The organism is Paenibacillus tianmuensis, from assembly GCF_900100345.1.
Lineage (GTDB): Bacteria > Bacillota > Bacilli > Paenibacillales > NBRC-103111 > Paenibacillus_G > Paenibacillus_G tianmuensis.
Genome location: NZ_FMTT01000001.1, coordinates 181546 through 205354 on the forward strand (window position 1 = coordinate 181546; position 23809 = coordinate 205354).

The following is a 23809-nucleotide window of genomic DNA, read 5'->3' on the forward strand; positions in this document are numbered from 1 at the left end:
AAACTTTGGTATAATGTACGGTACGAAGACGGTATCCGCATGGAGCTGTACTTCAGCCGTATGTTTCTTGCTTGAACAACCGAATAGCTTGACCCAAGCAATATGTCGGATTCTGCTCTGAGCCTAACCGGACCGAGACAGAAGGATCATATGAGAAGGACATGTGAACCTTTTAGCCTCTGTATGGGCTGAAAGGTTTTTTTGCTCTTTGCAACAATCCGGCCGATTATCGCAATACTATCAGGGAGGAAGGACGGCAGAGGGATACTTTCCCGAGCGACGGAACCCTGAACCATTCTAACCCGGAAGGCAAGGTGTTAATCATGGACATGCGTAAACCAGTCACGACGGCCAAACTGAGAAAAATGAAGGAAGACGGGATTCCGATCAGCGTGATGACGGCATACGATTACCCGACGGCCATGCTGGCGGAGGAAGCCGGCATCGATGTGATTCTTGTAGGGGATTCGCTGGGGAATGTTGTGCTCGGCTACGATTCAACGGTCCCCGTCACGCTGGACGATATGATTTACCATACGCGTGCGGTTACGCGTGCGGTCCGGACCAGCTTTGTGGTAACGGATCTTCCGTTCAATACGTATCACGGCAGCATCAATGCGTCGCTTCGGAATGCGGGACGGATTATGCAGGAAGGGCTGGCCAAAGCGGTGAAGATGGAAGGCGGCGCGGAGATTGCGCCGACGGTCGAAGCGCTTGTGCAAGCAGGCATTCCTGTAATGGCCCACCTCGGCCTGACCCCTCAGTCGATTCACCAGCTCGGAGGCTATAAAATCCAGGGCAAGACGACCGCTCAAGCACAAAAATTGCTCGACGATGCCAAAGCTTTGGAGCAGGCGGGGGCTTTTTCCATCGTGCTGGAACTGGTAACCGATCAGGTGGCCGCACATCTGACGAGCAAGCTGTCCATTCCGACCATCGGTATTGGCGCCGGCAAAGATTGCGGCGGACAGGTGCTCGTATTTCACGATGCGCTTGGCTACGGATCGGATATTCACCCGAAGCGTTTTGTGAAGACTTACGGAAACGTCGGCGATATGATCCGCAGCGGGCTCCGCCAGTATGTGGACGACGTGAAGCAGCGCAGCTTCCCGGGGCCGGAGCATTCGTTCCGTATGGATGACGAAGTGGCAGAGTCCTTGTACGGCGGCGGGAAACCGGTAGCAGCAGCACATAGAGAATAAGAAACGGAGTTTCGATAACCGATGGAAATTGTTCATCAGATTGAATCATTACGACAGTTGATAAAAGCAAAACGGGCTGCCAATCCCGCTGTACGCATCGGCTTCGTGCCGACAATGGGCTTCCTGCACCGAGGCCATGCCTCGCTGCTCGAAGCTGCGCGCAAAGAGTGCGACGTGGTTATCCTGAGCATTTTCGTCAATCCGCTGCAGTTCGGGCCGAACGAAGATTTGGAGCGGTATCCGCGGGACGAGGAGCGGGATATGGCCATCGCGCGCGAAGCCGGGACAGACATCGTATTTTTCCCGCAGGTGAGCGAGATGTACCCGAAGCCGACCCGAACGATTGTTACTGTCTCCGGAGTAACCGAGCGTCTGTGCGGCGCTTCCCGGCCAGGGCATTTTGACGGTGTTGCCACGGTTGTTACCAAGCTGCTGAATATCGTACAGCCTGACAAAGCGTATTTCGGGATGAAAGACGCCCAACAGGTAGCGGTCATCGAGCAGATGGTGTACGATCTGAACATTCCTGTCACCATCGTCCCATGTCCGATCGTCCGGGAAGAAGACGGACTTGCGCTGAGCTCGCGCAACGTGTATTTGAGCGAGGAAGAGAGAAAGCAGGCGCTTGTCCTCTCCGCAGCGCTGGAAGAGGCGGAATCGCTGCTCGAAGCTCGTAAGGAAGCGATCTCCCCGGAAGAGCTGCGCCAAACGGTCGTTCGGCATATTCAATCCTCACCGTTGGCCGATATCGATTATGTGGAGCTGCTATCTTATCCGGATCTGGCTCCAGTGGATTTTTGGAGCAGTAACGAGAGGATGATTATCGCCGTGGCCGTTCGTTTCGGGGCGACGCGCTTGATCGATAATCGCATACTTCACGCTCCCGTAGCTTCATTGAGCCATTTGTAATCCGACAGCTAAGGGGCAGGTCCCGAGAGCGCAAAAACGTAGGAGGCGTCAGCCATGTTTCGTACCATGTTAAAATCGAAAATTCACCGTGCGACTGTAACGGAAGCGAATTTAAACTATGTCGGGAGCATTACGATCGATCAGGATTTGTTGGATCTGGTCGACATGCTGCCTAACGAAAAAGTCCAAATCGTCAATAACAACAATGGCGCCCGATTCGAGACCTATATTATTCCCGGGCCGCGGGGCTCGGGTGTTGTTTGCTTGAACGGTGCTGCGGCCCGAATGGTTCACCCCGGAGATATTGTCATTATTTTATCGTATGTCATGTTATCGGACGAAGAAGCCCGCAAGCATACCCCGAGCATTGCCATTATGGGCGAGAACAACCAAGTCGTTGGCGTGTTGAAGGAAGAAATTCATTCCACGGTCCTTTAAACGAGAATGAAACGGGACGGGTAGACGCACAATGTAGATACGATCACAGCGGGCGCCACAGCCGCGGCGAAGACGTTTAAAGCTGCTGTGGGAAAAGAAGCAAAGGTGGGATACGGCCGATGTTTAAACATCTTTTTGCTTCCATGAACGAAATGCTGGATGAAGTCATATCACAATACCCGTCCTCCCAAGGCGCCGCGCGCAGGGAGCTGCAGGAAAAGCTGCGAGCTCTAAAGGCGATGAGCGACGCCTGCATTGAAGAATGGCTGCAGTTCGAAGAAAAATGGAGTAAGCTAATAAGCCTTGCAGGCATTTCATTGAACGGTATGGGAGCCGATCCGCTCGATCCCGAATTTTCAGGCAAACGAACCGATTTGTTTATCCGGGGACAAGGGTATTACAAGCTCCACATGTTCGACCGGGCGATTGCCGAATTCGACGAGCTGATCCGGCTCCAGCCCGATTTCAATTTGGCGCGGATTTATTTGGCCATGTCTTACTTGCTCAAAGGGGAAGCCGGAGAAAGCTATCTGCATTTTCAATTTTTATCCCGGTTGACCGAAAATATGCAGCTCAAAGCGATTTCCTTTAATGCCATGGGGTGCATCCAAGCGCAGCTGCGCAATATGGACAAGGCGTGCGAATTGTTCAACATGGCTTACCGGACCGATCCGTCCAGCGTTCAGCCTTTGCTCGATTTGGGCGTTTGCTGCGAGAAAAAGGGTGGGCTCCAGTTTGTGTTCGATATGTCCCGGCCTTCGGATTAAGCGAATGTTCGTTCCTGTTTTTTTGTAAAAAGGTTAAGTTTGCTATTCCCTTTTTCCCTCAGTATTGGTATGCTTATGAGAAGAGTGGGAATGAAGGGATTGACACGACTCCGATGAAATTTGCAGTTTTAGATTTTGAAACGACGGGGAGCACGGCGACGGATCGCATTATCCAAGTCGGGCTCTTTCTTATAAACGACCAAGAAATAACCGACAGGTATACTTCTCTCGTCAATCCGGGTATAAGTATACCTTCTTCAATTACAACGCTTACCGGAATCGACGACGAGATGGTAAAGGATGCTCCTTCGATGGAAGAGGTTATTGCCGAAATGGTTCCTCTCCTCCAAGACGCAGTCCTGGTTGGTCATAATATTGCTTTTGACCTTGCTTTTCTGCAGCGGGCGTTGGACGATAACGGTTACTTCCCGTTCGATGGACACGTACTGGATACGATGGACGCGCTGCGCGTCTTATTCCCCGGCTTATCGAGCCTGCAGCTTTCGATGGTATGCCACGCTTTCGGTATCGAGCACGAACGGCCGCATCAGGCGGATAGCGATGCTGAAGTCACTGCGCTGATCTGGCTCCGCTGCATGGAACGGTTTCAATCGCTTCCGCTGCTTACTCTGCAAAGGCTGGAGCTGGTATTTGCCGATTCGGCAGGAGATTTCGGCTGGTTTGTGAGCGAAATGCGGCAATACAAAGAGCTGCACCAACCGCTTGATCCCGATATGGATCGTTATTTTCGGCAATTTGCCTTGAACGTAGGCGAATGGGGAGAAGAAGAGCCGGTGCGGGAGGAGGAAGATGTCCTGCGGCTGCCGGACGATTTTCCTTCCTTCTACGATCAGCTTAAGCAGGAGCTTCAGCGGCGTTTTGCGGCTTACGAGGATAGAGAGTCGCAGGTGCAAATGCTCAGCGAGGTAGAGACGGCCTTCGAAGACGGCAAGCACCTGATGATCGAAGCCGGCACAGGGACGGGGAAGTCGCTCGGTTATCTGATTCCTTCGCTGTATTACGGGCTCAAGCAGGACAAGAAAGTGCTGGTCAGCACGCATACGATCAATCTGCAAGAGCAGCTCAGAGAACGGGACGTGCCGCTGCTGCACGAGCTGTTCCCGGTAGGCTTCCAGGCGGCTGTCCTGAAGGGGCGGAGCCACTACTTGTGCCTGCGCAAATTTGAGCACAAAATGAATACGCTCGACTTTGAGCACGGCAAGGAAGACCGGATTACGGCCGGGCAGATGCTGGTCTGGCTGGGAGAAACGAAGCATGGGGATGAAGAGGAGCTTCATTTCGCCAATAAAGGAAAACAATTCTGGCAATCGGTGGAAAGCGATACGGATTCTTGTTTGAACCGCGCTTGCCCGTGGTTTAAAAGATGCTTCTATCACCGCGCCCGTCACGAGGCGAACACCGCAGATGTTATCATTACCAACCACTCGCTGCTTTTCACCGATATGAAAGCGGAAAACCGGCTGCTGCCCGGATACAAGCATTTGGTTATCGACGAAGCTCATCACTTCGAGGAAGTGGCCGGCAAGCATCTTGGGATCGAGCTGCACTATCACGGTTTGTCCAACACGCTCCTCTGGCTTTATAAAGATGCGCGTTCAGGACAATTGTCCAATCTGCGTATTCGGCTGCAGCGGTTCGAGGACGAGCGGGCTCAAGGCTGGTGCATAATGATTGATCGCGTTGTCGAAAAGCTTCTGCAGTTGAAGGAAGAATGGGATCAACTGACGGAGCTGCTGTATCAGCTTTTGGCTTCGCGAAGCGACCAGTCCCAATCGGAAGGGAATGGCCTTGTCTACCGAGTCAAAAAAGATTCGCTGCCTACGGGTTGGGATAATCTGGGAGTGCTTGAAGAGAACATGCAGCTTAACTTCGGGGAAGCTCTGAAGCCGCTCGATAAGCTGATCTCGGAGATCAAAGAAGTGCAGGATGAATACGATGTCCAAAGCTTGATTACGGACCTCACCGGTACCGTCAAGGAGCTGTACAGGCACAGAGATTCGCTTCATTTTTTTATGACGATGCCGGATGCGAACTACGTCTATTGGCTTGAAGCCGGGACCTACAGCAGAAACCGGTCGCTCCAGCTGTTCTGCGTGCCGATTGACGTTAGCGAGATGCTAAAGCAGCATTTCTTCGGGCCGAAGGATAGTGTCATCCTTACTTCGGCTACGTTATCTGTCGGCAAATCGTTCGATTATACGTGCAACCAGCTGGGTTTGCGAGAAAACGGGGCGGACGGCAAACTGAAAACCGTTCAGCTTCCTTCGCCGTTTAATTACCGTGAGCAGGCGCTTGTTGCTATTCCCCGGGATTTTCCTACGCTGCGCGGAGCCAGCGGCGAGAAGGAGTTCGTCGATCGGCTCGTGCCGTCGCTGGCCGAGGTGGCGCTGGAAACGAAAGGCCGGATGCTGGTATTGTTTACGTCCAATCGGATGCTGAAGCTGGTTCATGGCGCGTTGAAGGAGATGCTGAGCCCCTTCGGGATCGACGTGCTTGGCCAGGGTGTGGACAGCAGCAACCGGAGCAAGCTGACCAGACTGTTTCAGAGCAGTCCGAATTGCGTTCTGCTGGGTACAAGCAGTTTTTGGGAAGGTGTCGATATTCCGGGGAATGCGCTTAGCTGTCTGGCCATCGTCAGGCTGCCGTTTCAACCGCCGAACCATCCGTTGATCGAAGCAAAGACGGAGATGATCAAGCAGCGAAACCAGAATCCGTTCATGAAGCTGTCGGTTCCGCAGGCGGTTATCCGGTTCAAGCAGGGCTTTGGCAGGCTGGTGCGCACGGCTACGGATAAAGGCATCGTCATTATATACGATACCCGGGTGATCGATACGAATTACGGCAAATATTTCTTGTATTCGCTGCCCGGCCCAAAAATCGAGCACATGAATTCGAACCAGCTCGTACCAAGAATAAAGCAGTGGATGGGTGAGAACCAAGCATGAAGACGATGAAAATTTCCGAGGCCGTCGTGCGCCGGCTTCCGGTGTACCTCCGGTTTTTAAACGAACTCAGCAAAAAGAACGTACAGACGGTGTCTTCTCAGGATCTGGGGCAAAAGCTGGACTTAAATCCGGCGCAAATCCGTAAAGACCTCGCTTATTTCGGGGAATTCGGAAAAAAGGGGATCGGCTACGACGTCGACTATTTGATCGAGAAAATCCGTCAAATTTTAAAGCTCGATAAAATTATCCCTGTGGCGCTGGTAGGGGCGGGGAATTTGGGCCGCGCCTTATGCAATTATAATGCCTATTTGAAGGATAATATGAAAATTATCGCCGTATTCGATTCGCACGGCTCGAAGATCGGGGATACGATCAACAATTTGAAGGTCAAGCCGACGGGCGAAATGAAGGCGATCATCCAAGAGCAAAAGGTACGCATCGGGATTATTACCGTTCCGGCGGCAGAAGCGCAGCATGTAGCCAATCAGTTTGTGGAGGCCGGTGTCGAGGCGATTTTGAATTTTGCTCCGATGATTATTAAAGTGCCTGCCGAAGTACGGGTGCATCATGCCGATTTTACGACGGAGCTGCAAAGCTTGGCTTACTACTTGGATTAACGAAAAAGGATAGAGCCTGACAGAACGTTGTTCTGAAGCTCTATCCTTTTTTTACTTGCCGTATTGCCTGGGCATGTCCGTTCTTACGCAATTACGCAACAAGTGCGAACATAATTTTATAAATAACAAAAGCAAGAACCATACTGATCGGAATGGTAATGACCCACGTCATGAGCATGCGGGTGACCGTTCCCCATTTCACATCGTGAAACCGCATCACGGAGCCCGTTCCGATGATGGAAGACGAGATGACATGCGTTGTCGATAACGGCATGCCGAGATGCGTAGATGTCTGAATCACGATAGACGAGTTCAAGTCCGAGGCAAAGCCGTTAATCGGTTCGATTTTGAGCAGCTTTTTGCTCATCGTCTTGATAATTCTCCAGCCGCCGATCGAGGTTCCAAGTCCCATAGCCGTCGCGGCCGATATCTTAACCCACATCGGCACATCCAAATTATCCTGATACCCTAACGTGACGAGACCGAAGACGATGATCCCCATCGCTTTTTGTGCGTCGTTACCTCCGTGGGAGAAAGACAGCAGGCCTGCAGAGAGTACTTGGAAACTCTTGAAGGTACGATTCATCTTCGAGCGAGATTGGTTGCCGCTAACCAAGATAAGTTTGCGGATGATCCACATGATGACAAATCCCGTTGCGAAGGCGATAATTGGCGAAAAGACAAGAATCAGCACGATTTCTTTAAATCCGGACCAATTGAGCGCTCCGGCTCCCGCACCTGCAATGACCGCTCCGGCGAGAGAACCGATCAACGTATGGGAGGAAGACGAAGGAATACCATAGTACCAAGTCAGCAGGTTCCAGATAATGGCGGACAACAGCGCTGCAATAACGATGTAGACGCCGTTGTCGATCGTAGCGGGATTGGCGACCTTGCCTCCGACCGTTTTGGCAACCTCCGAGGAAAAGACCGCACCGATGAAGTTCAGTATCGCGGCGTAAAATACGGCAAAACGGGGCGATAACGCCCGGGTTGAAATCGACGTAGCGATGGCATTGGCCGTATCGTGGAAACCGTTAATGAAATCGAAGAGGAGCGCCAAAGCTACGATGATAATGATAGTGGTTAACATAGTTTCCTCCTAAGCATGCTGAGTCTTACCCATGTTCCGAATTGTAAGACGGTCCTGTTAAGAATACCGCAGGACTACGCTATCCAAAATGTTGGCTACGTCTTCGCATGCGTCGGTCGTTTGCTCCAGGCGCTCATAGAGCTCTTTCAATTTAAAATCGTGATAAGGATCTTTAGGGTGGGTGAAAATTTCGCGAATGCCTTCTCTCATGAGGCGGTCCGCTTCATTTTCCAAGCTGTTGATCTGCACGGTATGCTCAGTGATTTGCATAAACTTTTTCTTGGATAGCAGCTTGAAAGCGTCCAAAATATGCTGACAGCTGGCAACGAGCACGGCGGAAAATTCTTTCATATATTTATCCGATGCGGTTATGTTCAAGTAATCGAAACGGGCGATCGTGGCTTCGATCCCGTCGAGCACGTCATCCACTTTGGAGGCCAGCTCCAGAATATCTTCTCGGTCCAGCGGCGTGATGAACACTTTGTTCAATCCTTTGAAGATCTGGTGTGTGATTTGGTCTCCTTTGTTTTCAAGTTCTTTCAGCTGCGGATAAAACGTAGCCGGCGGCTCGCTACCCATGACGGCGTTCCGAAACATCTGCGCGGCATCAAGCGTATTTTCCGACGCTTTAATGAGCAGCAGCAGAAAATCGGTGTCATTCTTTTTTGTAAACAACATACAGTTTTGGCCTCCCAAGTAATTGAAGATTTACAAGAAAAAAAATTAAATAGCGAGAAATATGTAGAAAAAACGCGCCAATTCACACAAAATTAAAAATAACATAATCAAACAACGGATTGCAATTCTTAGTTTATCCATTTAACAATATGTTCATGAATCTTTTACTATGTAAGCGAATTACCCTGGTGGGTATGGTCAGCTTGATTTTTGTCCTCCGCAGGGTGTACATTGAAAACGAGATTGTATTTGATATTGGGAGGGGTTGTGTCCGGTGAAGAAAACAATAATCGAAAACGGAACGTTTCTAACGATGAATGAAGAGGCGCCAATGATCCAGGGGTGCATGGTCATTGAAGGAAATCGCATTACATATATCGGAGAACAGGCGCCGCTTCCTGCTGGCTCATACGACGAGCGTATCGACGGCTCGGGCAAGCTGTTCATGCCGGGGCTCGTCAATACGCACGGGCATGCCGCGATGTCGCTGCTTCGCGGTTACGGCGACGATATGGCGCTTCAAGTCTGGTTACAGGAGAAAATGTGGCCGATGGAAGGCAAGTTCACAGCGCAGGATGTACGTGCAGGCACCCGTTTGTCCGTGCTGGAAATGCTGAAAGGCGGAACGACGACCTTCGTCGATATGTACGATCATATGAACGAAGTCGCGAATGTGGCGGTCGAGAGCGGTATCCGCGCCTGCCTGACGCGCGGCGTGATCGGGCTGTGTTCGCGGGAGGTACAGGACGCTAAGCTGGCCGAAGCGAGTGCTTTTGCAAAAGATTGGCACGGCCAAGCGGAAGGCCGCATCACGACCATGATGTCGCCGCATTCTCCTTACACCTGCCCACCGGATTATATTGAACGTATTGTGCAGGCGGCTCACGATTTGAATTTGCCGATCCACACCCACATGTCAGAGACGGCCAGGGAAGTGCAGGAAAATGTCGATCAATACGGATTGCGTCCGGTAGCTCATTTGGAGAAGCTCGGCGTGTTTTCCCGTCCGACTCTCCTAGCTCATGGCGTACATCTGACGGACGAAGAGATTGAAGTGCTGAAGCGGTACGACGTGCGTATTTCGCACAACCCCGGCAGCAACCTGAAGCTGGCTAGCGGCGTAGCACGCGTGCCGGAGCTGCTCAAAGCGGGCGTACTTGTGTCCTTGGGAACGGACGGAGCCGCCAGCAATAACAATCTGGACATGCTCGAAGAGGTACGACTGGCCGCCCTGATTCATAAAGGCGTATCCGGCGATCCGGTTGCGGTATCCGCTTCGGAGGCTTTGAAGCTTGGTACGCTCGACGGCGCCCGTTCGATCTGGCTAAACGACGTCGGAGCGCTTCAGCAAGGAATGAAGGCCGACTTTATCGCGCTTGATATCGATCAGCCGCATTTTTACCCGCGGACGAATTTCATCTCGCACGTCGTATATTCCGCCGTATCCAAGGATGTGACGGACGTCTGCATCGACGGACGTTGGGTTGTCCGAAAAGGCGAATGCCTGACCATGGACGAAGAGAAGGTCAAATTCGAGGCGCAGCAAAGCTTCGAGCGATTGACGGCACTCTAACCGTCTCAACACGACCAGGCAGAAAGGAGGCCGACGGTGCGCAAAGCATGGAAAATCACGATCATTGCCGGGGCCGCGGCAGTTGTGATTGTGACCGGGATGAGCATGGCTTTTAATTCGATTATGGGTAAGGAATGGACAGAGCAGCGCGCTGCCATCCTTGCCGCTTACGAGAAGACGATATTGACCAAAGCTGTGAAGGTCGAGCGGTTCGTTGCAGAGAAGCCTTATACGGTCATCACCGGGGAAGATAAAATCGGCCAGCCGGTGTACGTATGGATAGGTCAGGACGAGATGCATACGGAAATGGGCAGTGCGGGAATCGATGCGGCGCAGGCCGAAGCGAAAGTGAGAGCGACGCATCCGGAAGCGAAGGTGCTTCGGACGACTCCGGGAATCCGCAGCGGCCAGTTGGTCTGGGAGGTATTCTATAAGCTGCAGCCGGAGGGCAAGGTGGAACAGCATTTTTACGATTACTACACTTTTAAAGAAGGTCAAGCGATCGATACGTTGCGCTTGACCATTCAATAGCGCAAACCGGCGATCAAACGCTGAAGCACGCCGCGGGAAACGCCGAATGAAGAGGCATTTTCCGCGGCTGTTTTTATCGCAAACTTGCAAGCGGAGTTCCAACGGGCTTTGCGGCTGTGCGCGCCTTTCATTCAATTGCCACACATTGCATCCACATTCGTATATACGATATGATATACTATCAGTATGGCTAAAACGTATAGATGGGAAACTTCGTCGGAAGCTTTTTCACATGAATTTATAGAAAGGGGGACGTATAGCTGATGAATATGAAGTTACGTCTCTTGCCTGTCGTATTGAGTGTTCTTGTGTCGGCAACGCTGCTGTTCGGCGGTTATTTTGCTTACCGGACATTGGCGATGGAAAGTCCGCTGCAGAAGGTCGTCTCCGGCATTTCCGGGGTTGAGCTGGTTTCTATGGACTTAAGCGGGCCGGATGCCCGGATGGAATTGAAACTCGCACCGGGTACGAGCCTGCGTGAAGTATATAGCAAGATCCAAACCGATGGTCGTTCGACGCTTGGCGCCAAGGAATTGAAGCTCAAAGTCGTGAACGATCCGTCACCGAAGTTGGAGCAATGGTGGTCTTCCGCTTTGTTCGAGGTGGCTCAGGCCATGGAAACGAAGCAGTATGCGCAAATCCCTAAAACGCTGCAGGCTCAGGGCGGCGACGGGATTAAAGCGTCCACCGAGATGGACGATAAATATGTGTACGTCACGCTATCGGACGGCACGGCAAGCAAGTATGTCATGCTGCCGAGAACGCCTGCCAAATTGGGGGTGTGGCCGAATGAGTAAGTACGGTAAAGAGATTTTGCTCGGCTTTATCCCTGTTCTTGTTATTTTCCTGCTTTATATCGGAGTTAATCTGTTTCCTATCGTATTTATGGCCGCGATTTTGGGTACCTTTTTGTATATGGCCCGCGCCCGCGGAGGGCTGAACGTAGGCTCGGAGCGCAAAGCGCGCGGCAAAACGCCGGGATTTCTGACGTTCGACGATATCGGCGGACAGGATCGGGCAAAGGGCGAGCTGAAAGAGGCGCTTGATTTTCTGATCCGTTATGAGGATATTAAAAAGCTCGGCATTCGTCCATTGAAGGGCATTCTGCTGACGGGTCCTCCGGGAACCGGCAAAACGTTGATGGCGAAGGCTGCCGCGCATTACACGAACTCCGTGTTTCTGGCGGCATCCGGCAGTGAGTTCGTTGAAATGTATGTCGGTGTCGGGGCGAGCCGTATCCGCGACTTGTTCAAGGAAGCCCGCTCGCGCGCCGCGAAGGAGAATAAGGAGAGCGCCATTGTATTTATCGATGAGATTGACGTGATCGGCGGCAAACGGGACGGCGGTCAGCATCGGGAGTATGACCAGACGCTGAACCAGCTGCTCACCGAGATGGACGGGATTCATACGAGCGAAACGCCCCGCGTACTGATCGTTGCGGCCACGAACCGCAAGGAAATGCTGGACGGCGCGCTGCTGCGTCCGGGACGGTTCGACCGTCATATCGAAGTCGATTTGCCGGACAAGAAGGGCCGGCTGCACATCTTGAACATTCATGCCAAAAACAAGCCGTTGGCCGACGGGGTTGACCTGGACGCCATCGCGCGGGAAACGTTCCATTTCTCCGGCGCGCAGCTGGAAAGCGTGATGAACGAAGCGGCGATTTATGCCATGCGGGACGAATTGGATGTGATCAAACAACAGCACTTGTCGCTGGCGGTCGATAAAGTCATGCTCGGTGAGAAGACGGACCGCGAAGCGAATAAAGAAGAGCGGGAACGCGTTGCGCTCCATGAGCTTGGACATGCTATCGCAGCGGAACTGGTGAGGCCGGGCTCGGTCTCTCAAGTTTCGCTCAGCCCTCGCGGGAAAGCGCTCGGTTTTGTGCGTCATAATCCGCAGCAGGACCAGTATTTGTACACGAAAGCGGAGATTGAGCAGCAAATTATGATTGCGCTCGGCGGAGCCGTGGCGGAGGAAATGTTCTACGGCGGACGTAGCACCGGCTCGCGCAACGATTTCGAGCAGGCGCTGAATATGGTGCGTACGATGATGGATTCGGGGCTTACAAGGCTCGGCATCATGGACCGCGAGATGGTCACGAAGCAGGAGCTGATGAAGGAAAATACCGCGATTTTAGAAGAGTTGACGGAAGCGACCCGGCACATGCTGGAAAGCCACAGAACCGTATTCGAACAATCGCTTGACATTTTGATTGCCGAAGAAGTGCTTTCCGGAGACCAGTTCCGCGAGCTCCTCAAGCAATCGTCGCAAGCTCAAATTGCCTGAAAATCATGGAGAACCGAAGCCGAAGGCGACTAGCCTTCGGTTTTTTCGTATTTTCTCGCGAATTCTACGAAATTTGCCGAACGTGCAACTTTTTTGATAGAATTTAGTCTAATATATTGGTAGTTTTCGCCACGGTATTCTTTTTGTCGGCTGGAAGCTGAAGTCACTTCCAGCTTTCTACATAAAGCAAAAAAATTACAAGATTTAGAGGTGCAAAATGAAATTTTTAACGGCTTGCTTCACCCTGTCGATCGCGTCGCTCCTGTTGCTGCCGGCCGTAGGCTTGGCTGCCGCTCCGTCCAAGTCATCTACGCCGAAGTCGTCTAAGCCGCCCGCACCGCCAATTCAGTTGGTTTTAAACGGAAAAAAACTCGCACCGGAAGTTGCTCCGCGCAACGTGGGCGGGAGTGTGATCGTGCCCGTTCGTATCATTGTGGAAGAGCTCGGCTCCAAGGTTACATGGGACGAGAAGCAGCGAAAGGTTACGGTAGTTAAAGACGAAACCAATATACAGTTGTTTATTGACAAAAAGAATGCAACGGCAGGAGGAAAACCGTTTCAGCTTGAGGCGGCGCCTACGATCATCGAAGGGAGTACGATGCTGCCTGTACGATTCGTAAGCGAGCAGCTAGGGGTAAAAGTATCATGGGACGAACGCAACCAGTCGGTTAATTTGTCCACGCCGGAAAAGGGCAAAGACGATAAAACGCCTTCGAAAACGGAGAAGCCCGGCGCAAAAGAACCCGGCAGCGGAACAGCCGACGGCAAGCCCGCTTCCTCGTTAGAGCCGGACAATACGGTGAAAGCAGGAGATAAACCTGACAGCGGAAAGAACGCTGGAAAGGAAAACGGCGCTTCGCCGTTACCGGGAGGCACCTCGCCAGCGGGGGGGACATCGCCGGGGAAAAGCAGTTCCGGGCAACTGTTGGCCTGCGTCCCCGCTGCTGGGGGCACGCAGTCGACTAGCGGGGGCACATCAGCAGCCGGAGGCAGCCAACAGGCCGCGAACGTCGGTGCGCAAACGGCTATCGATGGCAAACAGCCGGCAAACGGTAGCACGCAAACGTTGTCCGGCGGCGCTCAAGTCTCAAACGGAGCGGAACAGCCGGGAAGCGGGGCCCAGCAGACAACGAGCGGGACGCAGCCGCCGATCACGGGCAAGCAGGAAACGGCTGGCGACAAAAAAGTGACGAACGGCGTGGTTACCGTACAGGCTATTTCGCTGCAAGGTGATACGTTGACGATCAAAACGTCGGATTGCGCCAGAAAGCCGAGCATGTTCCGTTTGGCCAATCCGGACCGGGTCGTCCTCGACCTGCCTAATGCGCAGCTTGACCCGGCGCTCATGGCCAAGCTCAACCCGCAAGGCGAAGGAACCTTGCCGGATAAGAGCGAATTTGTCACACAAATTCGTTATTCGCTATTTTCAAAAGAAGCATCTATCGTTAGAATAGTATTAGATTTGCCGCAGAAGGGGGAGTTTCGCTTGGCCTCCGTGCAGCAAAATGGGGAAATTACCGGGAAAATATCTTTCGGTAAAACCCGCTACCGGGTCTTCATCGACCCCGGACATGGCGGCAAGGATAACGGCGCCAGCTCGCTGAATAAGCGACACGAGAAAGATTTTGTCCTGTCGCTTGGCCAAAAAGTGGCGGCACTGCTGGAGAAAGAACCGAAGATCGAAGTGACGATGACCCGCTCGGACGATACGTTCATCGAACTGGAAGAACGCCCGAACCTTGCGAATAACGTCGACGCTGATTTGTTCGTCTCGATTCATGCCAATTCCGCAGGAAAAGAAACCGTTGGCGGGACCGAAACGTATTATTGGACGGAGCAAAGTCTCGATTTTGCCAAGCTGATGCATAAGTATTTGGTTGAGGCTACCGGTTTTTCGGACCGCAAAGTAAAGCAGGAACGTTTTGTTGTTATTAAGAACTCAACGATGCCGGCCGTATTGCTGGAGATCGGCTTCTTGACGAATCAATCGGAAGAGGAACTGATGTATCAGGATGCTTTTCAAAGCAAGGTCGCCGCATCCATCGTGACTGCCATCAAGAAGCAGTTGAATCTTGAGTAAGGAGTGGGTGACGATGCATAAGACATGGCAAAAAGGAATGGCTACTGCAGCAATCGCGGCCCTGCTGCTGGCAGGCTGCGGAACGAGCAAAGCGCCGTTACAAGGCATGGCAGAACCACCGTCCTCCAAGAGCGGAGAAGCTGCGCAGCCCGGGACGGGGGGAGACAAAACGATCACTCCGCCGGAGACGTCGGCCCCGAAGCCGGACCCGGAAAAAAAGGAGTTAAAGATCAAAACGTATTACAGCGATGCTCAGCTTGAGAAACTGGTTCAAAAAGATGTGACGATCAATATCAAGCAAGATCAGGACAAATATCTGGCGGCGCTTAACCAGTTGAAGAAAAGCCCTGACGGCAATACCATTCCTTTATTTAAAGGGTTTACGTACAAAAGCGTCGGGTTGAAAGACGGCCAGCTGAATCTGGACGTGTCCATTGCGGATGAAGGAAGGCTGGGTTCCGGCGGGGAAGGAATGCTGTTGGATGCTCTGCAAAAGACGATGTTCCAGTTTTCCGAAATCAAATCCATTGAAGTGCTGGTTGACGGAAAGCAGGTCGAAAGCTTGATGGGACATATGGATCTGCCGCATCCGATCAAACGGAGCAAAAGTTAAACGTACATCATGAACTGACATAAGTCGATCGAGAGGAGCAATTTTCATGAAAAGCATCAATTCAAGACAAGCACGCAGACTGGCGGCAGCCGTTTTGGCGCTGTCGCTGGCGTTCGGAAGTCCGGTCTTCGCCGCCGCGGCTGAAACCAAAAGCAATACTTCGACGCGAAACTCCGTAAATACACAGCGCTTTACCGACGTCGGGGACCAGCACTGGGCGGTCAAGCATGTCGCCAAACTGGCTTCTCTCGGGGTGATTGAGGGATATGAAAAAGGGGAATATCGACCGGAAAATTCCGTATCTCAGCAGGAAGTCATCGTGATGGCGCTGCGGTTTATGGGGCTCGAATCGGAAGTAATGAGGAGCAAGGCGGGAACGGCGCTGCCTTTTAGTGTAGATAATTTCTTCAAGCCGTATGTTGCTTATGCGATCGATCGCGGCTTAATTAATATTCAAGAGGAAACAGCAAACGGCACGAACGCCAAAACGGCTTGGGGAGCTAAGGAAGCGTCCCGCGAATGGGTGGCCAAGCTGGTCATCCGCGCCATTGGCAAACAGGATCTGGTCAATCAGCAGACGCAATCTTCTTCATCATTTACGGACAGCAAGGATTTCTCGTCGTGGGCGGCCGGTTATATCAACGCGGCGGTATCGCTTAAGATCGTACAAGGCTTTGAGGATAACAGCTTTAAGCCGAAGAATAAGGTTACCCGCGCCCAAATGGCGACGTTCCTAAGCCGTGCGGATAAAGAATCGAGTTCCCGCTCCTCCCGGGTCGTTACCGGGTATGTGATGGAGCTGAAGGACCGCAAAATCAGCCTGATGAATGACAATGGGCAAACGACGGAATATACGCTTTCTTCCGATACGGCCCTCTATAACGGCAAAGATGACAGCCGGATTTCACTGTCCAACATTAAGCTCACAAACGAAGTGTACCTGGTGCAAAATCAAGGTGCGGCACTGTACATAGAACTCACCAACGAGCAACAGAAAATGGAAACTTATGAAGGAACGCTGACGGAAGTATTCACCGACCGGATGATAGCCTCGATTCAGCGGAACGGAAAGAGCGAGCTCTATGATTTGTTCTCGACCGTCACGGTGACGGATAAAGACGGCCGCGGCTTGAGCTTGAGCTCTTTAACGCCGGGGAGCATCGTCGAATTGAAGCGGAATACGCTGCTCAAAGAGTCGAAAATCTCGCAAATCGTACTTAAGCAGACGCCTCTCAGCAAATCGTCTGAAGGTACGGTGCTTAGTCTCAATAAAGAACAAAACCAAGTGACGTTCCTGGAGCAGGGGACTGGGCTGAACGAATCGTTCGCACTTACAACGCGTACGGTCGTGAAGCTGCAGGACGGCTCGATGGCCGACCTCTCGAAGCTGCGCGTCGGCGATGCCGTCAGCTACGAGGTGAAAGCGAACGAGCTTCAAATCGTTACCATCAAAAAGCCGGCGGATTTCAGCCAATCCGTTGAAGGAACGATGGCAAGCTTAAGCAGCGACAAACGGATCTTGACGATTAATAAAGCAGGCGGCTCGCTCGGCGCTTATCATATCGCGGACAATGCGATAATTTCGATTGACGGATTGACGAACCCGAGTCTGTTCGACATCGAAGCCGGGGATCAATTGAAGATGGATCTGATCAACGATAAAATCGTTAAAGTTTCCGTTACCAGCCGTTCGGCCAAGCAATTCATCTACGCTGAGATCCTTAGTTATGACGCCAATTCCAAAGTGGTGACGATTAAAACCGAGAGTGACGGGGTTGGGGCATACCGGCTGACGGACAATACGAACATCCGCTATATGGGAGGTCCGATACAGCAATCCAACTTCCAGAGCTCGTTCGTAGGCAGCGGCAACGGCAACGACAGAAAAAGAGTGGACTTGAAGGTCTCCAAAGATAAAATCGTTCAGATTGAAACGACGATGAATGTGGAAGGCACGATCGCTCAAATCAATACGAGCAATATTACAAACGACTTGACTATTCGTACCGCCGGAGGGCAGAACATAACGTTCAAAGTCAATTACGGCGCGCCTGTGGAAATGTTTAACAAAACGAACGGCACCATTTCGGACCTGAAAGTCGGCGATGCGATCCGTGTAACGCTCACAGGGAATCAGGATATCGTAACAAACCTGATGGCTAAGAAAACAGGCGTGTACAAGGTATTGGTCACCAATCCTAGCACGAACCAAGTTACCGCCAAGGATGAGACAGGCTCACAGTTGACGTTCAAAGTCGAGAACAACGATCAAATTATTAACCCGGGCAAGCAATCCCGCGCCTTCTCGGATATTTTGATAGACGAGTACGTCAAAGCCAGCTTTAGCGGTACCAAGCTCGACAATCTTCAATTGCTGAATTCGATTCGAGGCAAAGTAACGAATGTGGACGTAGCGGCGGGTACGTTGACCATTCAGGACTTCCAAGGCAACATCCAGGTGATCACGGTCGGCCAGCAGTTCACAATCAGGCAAAATGCCAATACGTCCGCAGCGTTGAATACGATCAAGCAAAATGACCGGGTGGAAATTATCCGGGACGCGAAAGACAAAGCGATTATTCAAGTGGCGACCGCGACCAAGCGGACGGTATCCTCTTACGATACGGTGCTGAATCAATTGCTTCTGAAGCCGACGACGAATAACGATAAGACGTCATACAATTTATTTGCTAAAGCGTATTTACACAAAGGCACGCAAACGGTTGCCCCAAGTACGTTTATGGAGAACGAAGAAGTGATGGTTTACGTGATCGACGATAAAATTTTCGAAATTGAAAAGCCCTGATCGGTTTATTTGAAACTTTTATCCGCTTTGAGCCGTCTGTGTAGTGAGAACTTCTTGCTGCATAGGCGGTTTTTTTCGTAAAAAGTTCGCATTTTGTCGGCATTAGTCATTGATTCGCCTGCCGCGTTTCGGTAAACTGTAAGAAACAGGCGAAAGAAAGGACAGGGAGCATGAATCAGACGCAAGCGAGAACCATACTGGATACGATTGCCGAGATGTTCCCGGATGCCCATTGCGAGCTTAACCACTCGAATGCTTTCGAGCTGACGATCGCCGTCCTGTTGTCGGCCCAATGTACGGACGAGACGGTCAACAAAGTTACCACCACATTGTTTCAAAAGTACAAGAGGCCGGAAGACTATTTGGCCGTGCCGCTCGAAGAGCTGGAGCAGGATATTCGGCGGATCGGTTTGTTCCGGAACAAAGCCAAGAACATTCAGGCTTTGTGCGCAATGCTTTTGGACAAGTATAACGGGGAAGTTCCCCGTGAACACGAGAAGCTGGTGGAATTGCCGGGCGTCGGACGAAAAACGGCGAACGTCGTCGTTTCCAATGCCTTTGACGTGCCTGCTATAGCCGTCGATACGCATGTGGAACGAGTATCCAAGCGGCTCGGGCTTGCCGGGGTTAACGATTCGGTGCTTGAAGTGGAAAAAAAGCTGATGAAACGGGTGCCGCGCGAAGAGTGGACGCAGACGCATCACCGGCTCATTTTTTTTGGACGCTATCACTGTAAAGCGCAAAACCCCAAATGCGAGGTTTGCCCGCTGATCGATCTTTGCCGAGAAGGTAAAAAACGAATGAAATCGAACTCGAATAGGAAGCCTATACCAAAAGCGAAAGCAGCTGTCAAAGCTGCAAAAACTAAAGAAGCGTAATACGAAAGGATAGGATTAGAGATGAAATGCATATCTGTCTACACCAGCGATTTTGAATTGTTTTCGGATATTTACGAGAAGGTGCTTGAGACTCCTTTGCAGGAAAACGAAGAGAAGCAGGTTGAAGGCGTCGTTGTATCGGAGTCGGGCAGCGTACCGGAAAATTATTTGAACCGCATGAAGCAGCGTCCGGAAGTTGTCGTGATGAAAGTAAAGGATAAAGACATTACGATTTTGCAGCATCGCGATGTTTTCGAAATATTTATTCCAGAGACGGAAAATATGGTACACTAAAAACCGAAGCGATTCGGTTTTTTCTTTTTGTTCGAAAACAAAAAGATCGATGACGAGCGCTTGCTTTTAGATAGAGGAAGAACAGGGGCAGGAGAAACGATGAAAAGCGAATTGACTATAGCAGAAGCAACGTCAGTAGAGACAGGGAACGAAGAGGGGATGCTAGGCGGGACACCGCAGGATGACATGCTTGCCGCTGTTCAAGGGCTGCTCGCGAAGGTAGAGCAAAAGGGAGACGGAGAGCACGGAAAGAAGCTGCGGCAGCTGTTGGCGAAAGCGCAGAGCGAGCGGCTTTATTTGGCGTTTTGCGGGCACTTCTCGGCAGGGAAGTCGAGTCTGATCAACCGGCTGTGCGGTCATATGCTGCTGCCGTCGAGTCCGATTCCGACGAGCGCCAACATTGTGAGCATCGTGAATGGGGAAGACGGGGCACGGGTCATTTACCGCAGTGACGAGGCAGGCGATCAGGCTCAAGGAATGAGCGAGCCGCGGTCCGAAACGGTACCATTGGACGAGTTGGCGGAGCATTGCCGTAACGGTGAAGCGATTGAAACGGTGGAAATCGGTTACCCGATCCCGTTCTTGGGAGAGCATGCCGCGCTGCTGGATACGCCGGGAATCGACTCGACGGACGACGCGCACCAACTGGCGACGGAATCGGCGCTGCATTTGGCTGATGTTGTGTTTTATGTGATGGATTATAACCATGTGCAGTCGGAAATCAATTTGGCGTTTGCGAAAAAAATGACGGAGTGGGGCAAGCCGCTCTATTTGATCGTGAACATGATCGATAAGCACCGGGAGCAGGAGCTGTCGTTCGCCGCATATCAGGAAGGCGTGCGCGAAGCGTTCGCCAGCTGGGGCGTGCGGCCGGATGGAATCGTTTATACGTCGGTAAAAGTGCCGAATCATCCGTCCAGCGAGTGGAGCAAGCTGGATGGGCTGCTCGGGCAACTGATCGAGCTGCGGCAGCCGCTCGTGCGGCTCAGCCTTGAGAAGTCGGCGCGGGCGCTGGCAGCGGCGCACGCCGAGAAGATGGCCGAGCGCAATGAGCCCGCGAAGGAAGCGCTGCGCGAGCAGCTGGCTGCCTCCGGCGAAGAGCTGGACGCCGTCCAGGCGGAGTATGCGGAGGCGCGCGCGGGGCTGGCGCGGCTGGAAGCGCTGCCGGCGGAGCTGCAGGCAGCCGTGCGCAAAGACGTGGTGGCGGTATTGGACAACGCCAACGTCATTCCTGCCGTGACGCGGGACTTCGCGCACGCGTATTTGGAAAGCCGCCGACCGGGCTTCAAGGTAGGCTGGTTTGGCGCTGCCACGAAGACGGCGACGGAACGGGAGCAGCGGCTTGCTGCGCTGTATAAAGATTTTGCGTCGCAAGTGGAGACGCAGGTGGCCAGACACGTGCAGCAGACGGTCAAAGCGAAGCTGGAAGGCCACGGACTGCCGGCCGCTGCCATTACCGAGGCGGCCGACCGGATCAACGTGGAGCTGACATCGGATTGGCTGGCCGGTCAGGTGAACGAGGCCGCGGTGTTCGGAAACGAGTATACGTTGACATACTCGAAGCAGATTGCCGCGGAAGCGAAAAGCTTGTACCGCAAGGAGGCGTACGCCGTCAGCGACGAGCTGATCGAGACGCTGGCGGCCGCCCTGCAGCCGCGCCTCGCGGCGCTGCGCGCGCAGCTCGCCGAGCTCGACGCGTGGCTCGCGGGCCTGCGCGAGCTGGAGCGCCTCGCGCAGGCCGAGGCCGCCTACGGCGCCGCGCTGCTCGCGCAGCTGCCGCCCGCGGCTGCGCCGGCGCTGCCCGCGCCCGCGGCTGCGCCCGGCTCGCCTGCGGCAGCGGCGCCCGCGCCGCAGGCCGCGGCGCCCGCCGGGCGCGAGTCACGCGAGTCCCTCGCGTGGCTCGCGCAGCGGGCGAGCCGCGGCGACGCCGATGGTGGCGCGGACGCGCTCGCAGCAGGCGGACACCGGCGGCGGCTGCACGAAGCCGCCGCACGCCTGAGCGCCGCCGCGCAGGAGCTTGCTGGCGCCGCGGCGCTGCAAAGCATCCGCCGCTCGCTCGAGGAGAAGGCGGAGCGGCTGGCGAACAACCGCTTCACGATCGCGCTCTTCGGCGCGTTCAGCGCGGGCAAATCGTCGTTCGCCAACGCGCTGATCGGCGAACGAGTACTGCCGGTATCGCCGAATCCGACGACCGCGGCGATCAACAAAATCATGCCGCCGGCCCCGGAAGAGGGCTGGCCGCACGGCACGGCCAAGGTCCGAATGAAATCGCCGGAACGGTTGGCCTCCGATGTTTTTTATTCATTGGAAGTGTTGGGCGTAGCTGTAAATTCGATGGAAAAGGCGCTGGCCGCGATTCATAAGCTGGCGGCCGATCAAGTTCCGGGCAAGGGCAAGCCGCATTACGCGTTTCTTAAAGCCGTCGAGAAAGGCTGGGCGGAGATGAGCCCTCACCTAGGGGAGGAGCTGCGCGTCACGGCCGATGAGTTCGGCCGTTATGCCGCCGACGAGGCTAAATCGTGCTTCGTCGAGCTGATCGAGCTGTACTATGCGAACCCGCTCACCGAGCAAGGCGTCGTTCTGGTCGATACGCCGGGAGCGGATTCCATTAACGCGCGTCATACCGGCGTAGCGTTCGATTACATCAAGAACGCCGACGCGATTTTGTTCGTCACGTACTATAATCATGCGTTTTCCCATGCGGATAAAGAGTTTTTGCTGCAGCTCGGACGCGTGAAAGATAGCTTCGAGCTGGATAAAATGTTTTTCATCGTCAATGCGGCAGACCTGGCTTCCTCCGCCGAAGAGCTGGACGGGGTCGTCAAGCACGTCGAAACGAACCTGCTCCAGCATGGCATTCGGCACCCGCGGATTTATCCGCTGTCGAGCTACTATGCGCTCGAAGGGAAAATTCAAGAGGACCGGGAAACGGTCGTGCAATCGGGCATTTTGCGCTTCGAGCGGGAGTTCGTCCGCTTTACGTTCGCGGAGCTGACCGAGATGGCTGTACGAGCGGGCGATGCGGATATCCGCCGTGCGGCCGATGTGCTCCAGCGCTGGATGGACAGCGCCCGGGCGGACGCTTCGGAGCGCCGCCGCCAGGCCGAAGCGCTGCGTACGGCGCTTGCGGAAGCTCAGAAGCGGCTTGCCGCTCCCGACATGGACGCGGAAGCCCGCGAGCTGTCCAAGGAAATTCAAGAGCTGCTGTACTACGTCAAGCAGCGCACGTCCTACCGCTTCGGCGAGTTGTTCAATACGGCCTTCAACCCGGCCGTATTCCGCGACGATCGGCGCGATGCGAAAACGGTCATGCAGTCCGCATGGGAAGATCTGAGACGGATGCTGTCCTTCGACTTGAACCAGGAGGTGCTGGCAACCACGCTGCGGATCGAGAACAAAATCAACCGTATGGCGGGCGACGCCTCGAAAAACTGGTCGGAAGCCATCCGGACCGGAGGAATTTCGTCCTTTGAAGCCCCGGGATTCGAGCCGTTTAAGCTGAATACGCCTGAGCTAAACGCGATGCTGGAGGCAGCAGACGTACAGCCGAAGTGGCTGGCAGGCTTCTTTAAAAATGCGAAGCACTTCTTCGAAGGTGACGGGAAAGCGGAGCTGCGCCGGGAGCTGGAAGCCCGCTTGAACGCGCCGATGACGCGCTTTGCCGACACGCAAGCGGCATTTCTGGAGGAGACCTACACGGAACAGCTGCTGAGCGTAATGCAGGAGCTGGCGGCAAGACTCCGGCAGGCGCTGGAGGAGCACGGCGAAGGGCTGCTGGAGGCGCTCGAGATGAAGATCGACTTGAACGAGCTTCAGGCGAAGCACAGCAAGCTGTTGGATTTTATTGCATGAAATGACGATATGTTTAGATAAGTGAGCCACATTTTTGTTCAGTGCTAAACGGTTTATTCCGAGGTTGTCCGCTAGTAGGCAGCCTCGGATTTTTGTTTTCATGAAAAGGCTTACATTTCAACGATTTCGTATTATTCGGGAGAAATAGTAGCGCTGTGCTTCCATATTGTGACGATTTGAAGAAATATTCTGGGAAAATCAAGATTATGGGGCAACCCGTATT

Annotated in this window: 18 protein-coding genes; 16 read left to right on the forward strand and 2 right to left on the reverse strand. The window is 53.2% G+C overall.

Going from position 1 to position 23809, the window contains the following annotated elements; all coding sequences use genetic code 11:
* Positions 1-323: 323 nt before the first annotated feature.
* From panB to BLO51_RS01065, 6 genes are all read left to right on the forward strand, one after another.
* On the forward strand, positions 324-1202 hold the full coding sequence (gene panB / locus BLO51_RS01040) for a 3-methyl-2-oxobutanoate hydroxymethyltransferase (protein WP_090665892.1): 879 nt from the start codon (positions 324-326) through the stop codon (positions 1200-1202).
* Between the two features lie 21 nt (positions 1203-1223).
* A complete protein-coding gene (panC, locus tag BLO51_RS01045; RefSeq protein ID WP_090665894.1) occupies positions 1224-2111 on the forward strand; it encodes a pantoate--beta-alanine ligase in 888 nt (295 codons plus the stop codon).
* Positions 2112-2165: 54 nt separating this feature from the next.
* On the forward strand, positions 2166-2549 hold the full coding sequence (panD, locus tag BLO51_RS01050) for an aspartate 1-decarboxylase (protein ID WP_010501035.1): 384 nt from the start codon (positions 2166-2168) through the stop codon (positions 2547-2549).
* A 119-nt stretch (positions 2550-2668) separates the two neighbouring features.
* The gene (locus BLO51_RS01055) at positions 2669-3316 is read left to right on the forward strand and encodes a tetratricopeptide repeat protein (RefSeq protein ID WP_090665896.1); all 648 of its coding nucleotides are present in this window, start codon (positions 2669-2671) and stop codon (positions 3314-3316) included.
* A 113-nt stretch (positions 3317-3429) separates the two neighbouring features.
* Positions 3430-6282, forward strand: coding sequence for an ATP-dependent DNA helicase DinG (gene dinG / locus BLO51_RS01060; protein WP_090665898.1), 2853 nt, complete (start codon positions 3430-3432; stop codon positions 6280-6282).
* Positions 6279-6899, forward strand: a complete 621-nt coding sequence (locus tag BLO51_RS01065; RefSeq protein WP_090665900.1) for a redox-sensing transcriptional repressor Rex — start codon at positions 6279-6281, stop codon at positions 6897-6899. The genes dinG and BLO51_RS01065 overlap by 4 nt, the downstream gene beginning before the upstream one ends.
* Before the next feature lie 91 nt (positions 6900-6990).
* On the opposite strand, the gene BLO51_RS01070 is transcribed toward BLO51_RS01065, so the two are convergent.
* A complete protein-coding gene (locus BLO51_RS01070; RefSeq protein ID WP_090665902.1) occupies positions 6991-7992 on the reverse strand; it encodes an inorganic phosphate transporter in 1002 nt (333 codons plus the stop codon).
* A gap of 57 nt (positions 7993-8049) precedes the next feature.
* On the reverse strand, positions 8050-8670 hold the full coding sequence (locus BLO51_RS01075; RefSeq protein ID WP_090665904.1) for a DUF47 domain-containing protein: 621 nt from the start codon (positions 8668-8670) through the stop codon (positions 8050-8052).
* A gap of 313 nt (positions 8671-8983) precedes the next feature.
* Here BLO51_RS01075 and BLO51_RS01080 point away from each other — a divergent pair, with 313 nt between their 5' ends.
* The 10 genes from BLO51_RS01080 to BLO51_RS01125 all read left to right on the forward strand — a co-directional run bounded on the left by BLO51_RS01080 (position 8984) and on the right by BLO51_RS01125 (position 23586).
* Positions 8984-10243: an amidohydrolase gene (locus BLO51_RS01080; protein WP_174551179.1), complete on the forward strand. Its 1260-nt coding sequence runs from the start codon at positions 8984-8986 to the stop codon at positions 10241-10243.
* 36 nt (positions 10244-10279) lie between these two features.
* Positions 10280-10774: a cell wall elongation regulator TseB-like domain-containing protein gene (locus tag BLO51_RS01085; protein ID WP_090665908.1), complete on the forward strand. Its 495-nt coding sequence runs from the start codon at positions 10280-10282 to the stop codon at positions 10772-10774.
* A 263-nt stretch (positions 10775-11037) separates the two neighbouring features.
* Entirely contained in the window at positions 11038-11571 is a 534-nt protein-coding gene (locus tag BLO51_RS01090) for a hypothetical protein (RefSeq protein ID WP_245719478.1), read from the forward strand.
* Entirely contained in the window at positions 11564-13063 is a 1500-nt protein-coding gene (locus tag BLO51_RS01095) for an AAA family ATPase (RefSeq protein WP_090665911.1), read from the forward strand. The genes BLO51_RS01090 and BLO51_RS01095 overlap by 8 nt, the downstream gene beginning before the upstream one ends.
* Before the next feature lie 217 nt (positions 13064-13280).
* Entirely contained in the window at positions 13281-15143 is a 1863-nt protein-coding gene (locus BLO51_RS01100) for an N-acetylmuramoyl-L-alanine amidase family protein (protein ID WP_090665913.1), read from the forward strand.
* A gap of 13 nt (positions 15144-15156) precedes the next feature.
* Positions 15157-15756 (forward strand): GerMN domain-containing protein, encoded by a 600-nt coding sequence (locus BLO51_RS01105; RefSeq protein WP_090665916.1) that lies wholly within the window; start codon positions 15157-15159, stop codon positions 15754-15756.
* 46 nt (positions 15757-15802) lie between these two features.
* Positions 15803-18562, forward strand: coding sequence for an S-layer homology domain-containing protein (locus tag BLO51_RS01110; RefSeq protein WP_090665918.1), 2760 nt, complete (start codon positions 15803-15805; stop codon positions 18560-18562).
* Between the two features lie 170 nt (positions 18563-18732).
* Positions 18733-19440, forward strand: a complete 708-nt coding sequence (gene nth / locus BLO51_RS01115) for an endonuclease III (RefSeq protein WP_090665920.1) — start codon at positions 18733-18735, stop codon at positions 19438-19440.
* 21 nt (positions 19441-19461) lie between these two features.
* The gene (locus tag BLO51_RS01120; RefSeq protein WP_090665922.1) at positions 19462-19734 is read left to right on the forward strand and encodes an NAD/NADP transhydrogenase alpha subunit; all 273 of its coding nucleotides are present in this window, start codon (positions 19462-19464) and stop codon (positions 19732-19734) included.
* A 99-nt stretch (positions 19735-19833) separates the two neighbouring features.
* Positions 19834-23586: a dynamin family protein gene (locus BLO51_RS01125; protein WP_245719479.1), complete on the forward strand. Its 3753-nt coding sequence runs from the start codon at positions 19834-19836 to the stop codon at positions 23584-23586.
* Positions 23587-23809 lie beyond the last annotated feature (223 nt).

Coding starts and splice junctions, on each gene's coding strand:
- panB (WP_090665892.1), top strand. CDS start 324: ATGGACATGCGTAAACCAGTCACGACGGCCAAACTGAGAAAAATGAAG.
- panC (WP_090665894.1), top strand. CDS start 1,224: ATGGAAATTGTTCATCAGATTGAATCATTACGACAGTTGATAAAAGCA.
- panD (WP_010501035.1), top strand. CDS start 2,166: ATGTTTCGTACCATGTTAAAATCGAAAATTCACCGTGCGACTGTAACG.
- BLO51_RS01055 (WP_090665896.1), top strand. CDS start 2,669: ATGTTTAAACATCTTTTTGCTTCCATGAACGAAATGCTGGATGAAGTC.
- dinG (WP_090665898.1), top strand. CDS start 3,430: ATGAAATTTGCAGTTTTAGATTTTGAAACGACGGGGAGCACGGCGACG.
- BLO51_RS01065 (WP_090665900.1), top strand. CDS start 6,279: ATGAAGACGATGAAAATTTCCGAGGCCGTCGTGCGCCGGCTTCCGGTG.
- BLO51_RS01070 (WP_090665902.1), bottom strand. CDS start 7,992: ATGTTAACCACTATCATTATCATCGTAGCTTTGGCGCTCCTCTTCGAT.
- BLO51_RS01075 (WP_090665904.1), bottom strand. CDS start 8,670: ATGTTGTTTACAAAAAAGAATGACACCGATTTTCTGCTGCTGCTCATT.
- BLO51_RS01080 (WP_174551179.1), top strand. CDS start 8,984: ATGAATGAAGAGGCGCCAATGATCCAGGGGTGCATGGTCATTGAAGGA.
- BLO51_RS01090 (WP_245719478.1), top strand. CDS start 11,038: ATGAATATGAAGTTACGTCTCTTGCCTGTCGTATTGAGTGTTCTTGTG.
- BLO51_RS01095 (WP_090665911.1), top strand. CDS start 11,564: ATGAGTAAGTACGGTAAAGAGATTTTGCTCGGCTTTATCCCTGTTCTT.
- BLO51_RS01100 (WP_090665913.1), top strand. CDS start 13,281: ATGAAATTTTTAACGGCTTGCTTCACCCTGTCGATCGCGTCGCTCCTG.
- BLO51_RS01105 (WP_090665916.1), top strand. CDS start 15,157: ATGCATAAGACATGGCAAAAAGGAATGGCTACTGCAGCAATCGCGGCC.
- BLO51_RS01110 (WP_090665918.1), top strand. CDS start 15,803: ATGAAAAGCATCAATTCAAGACAAGCACGCAGACTGGCGGCAGCCGTT.
- nth (WP_090665920.1), top strand. CDS start 18,733: ATGAATCAGACGCAAGCGAGAACCATACTGGATACGATTGCCGAGATG.
- BLO51_RS01120 (WP_090665922.1), top strand. CDS start 19,462: ATGAAATGCATATCTGTCTACACCAGCGATTTTGAATTGTTTTCGGAT.
- BLO51_RS01125 (WP_245719479.1), top strand. CDS start 19,834: ATGAAAAGCGAATTGACTATAGCAGAAGCAACGTCAGTAGAGACAGGG.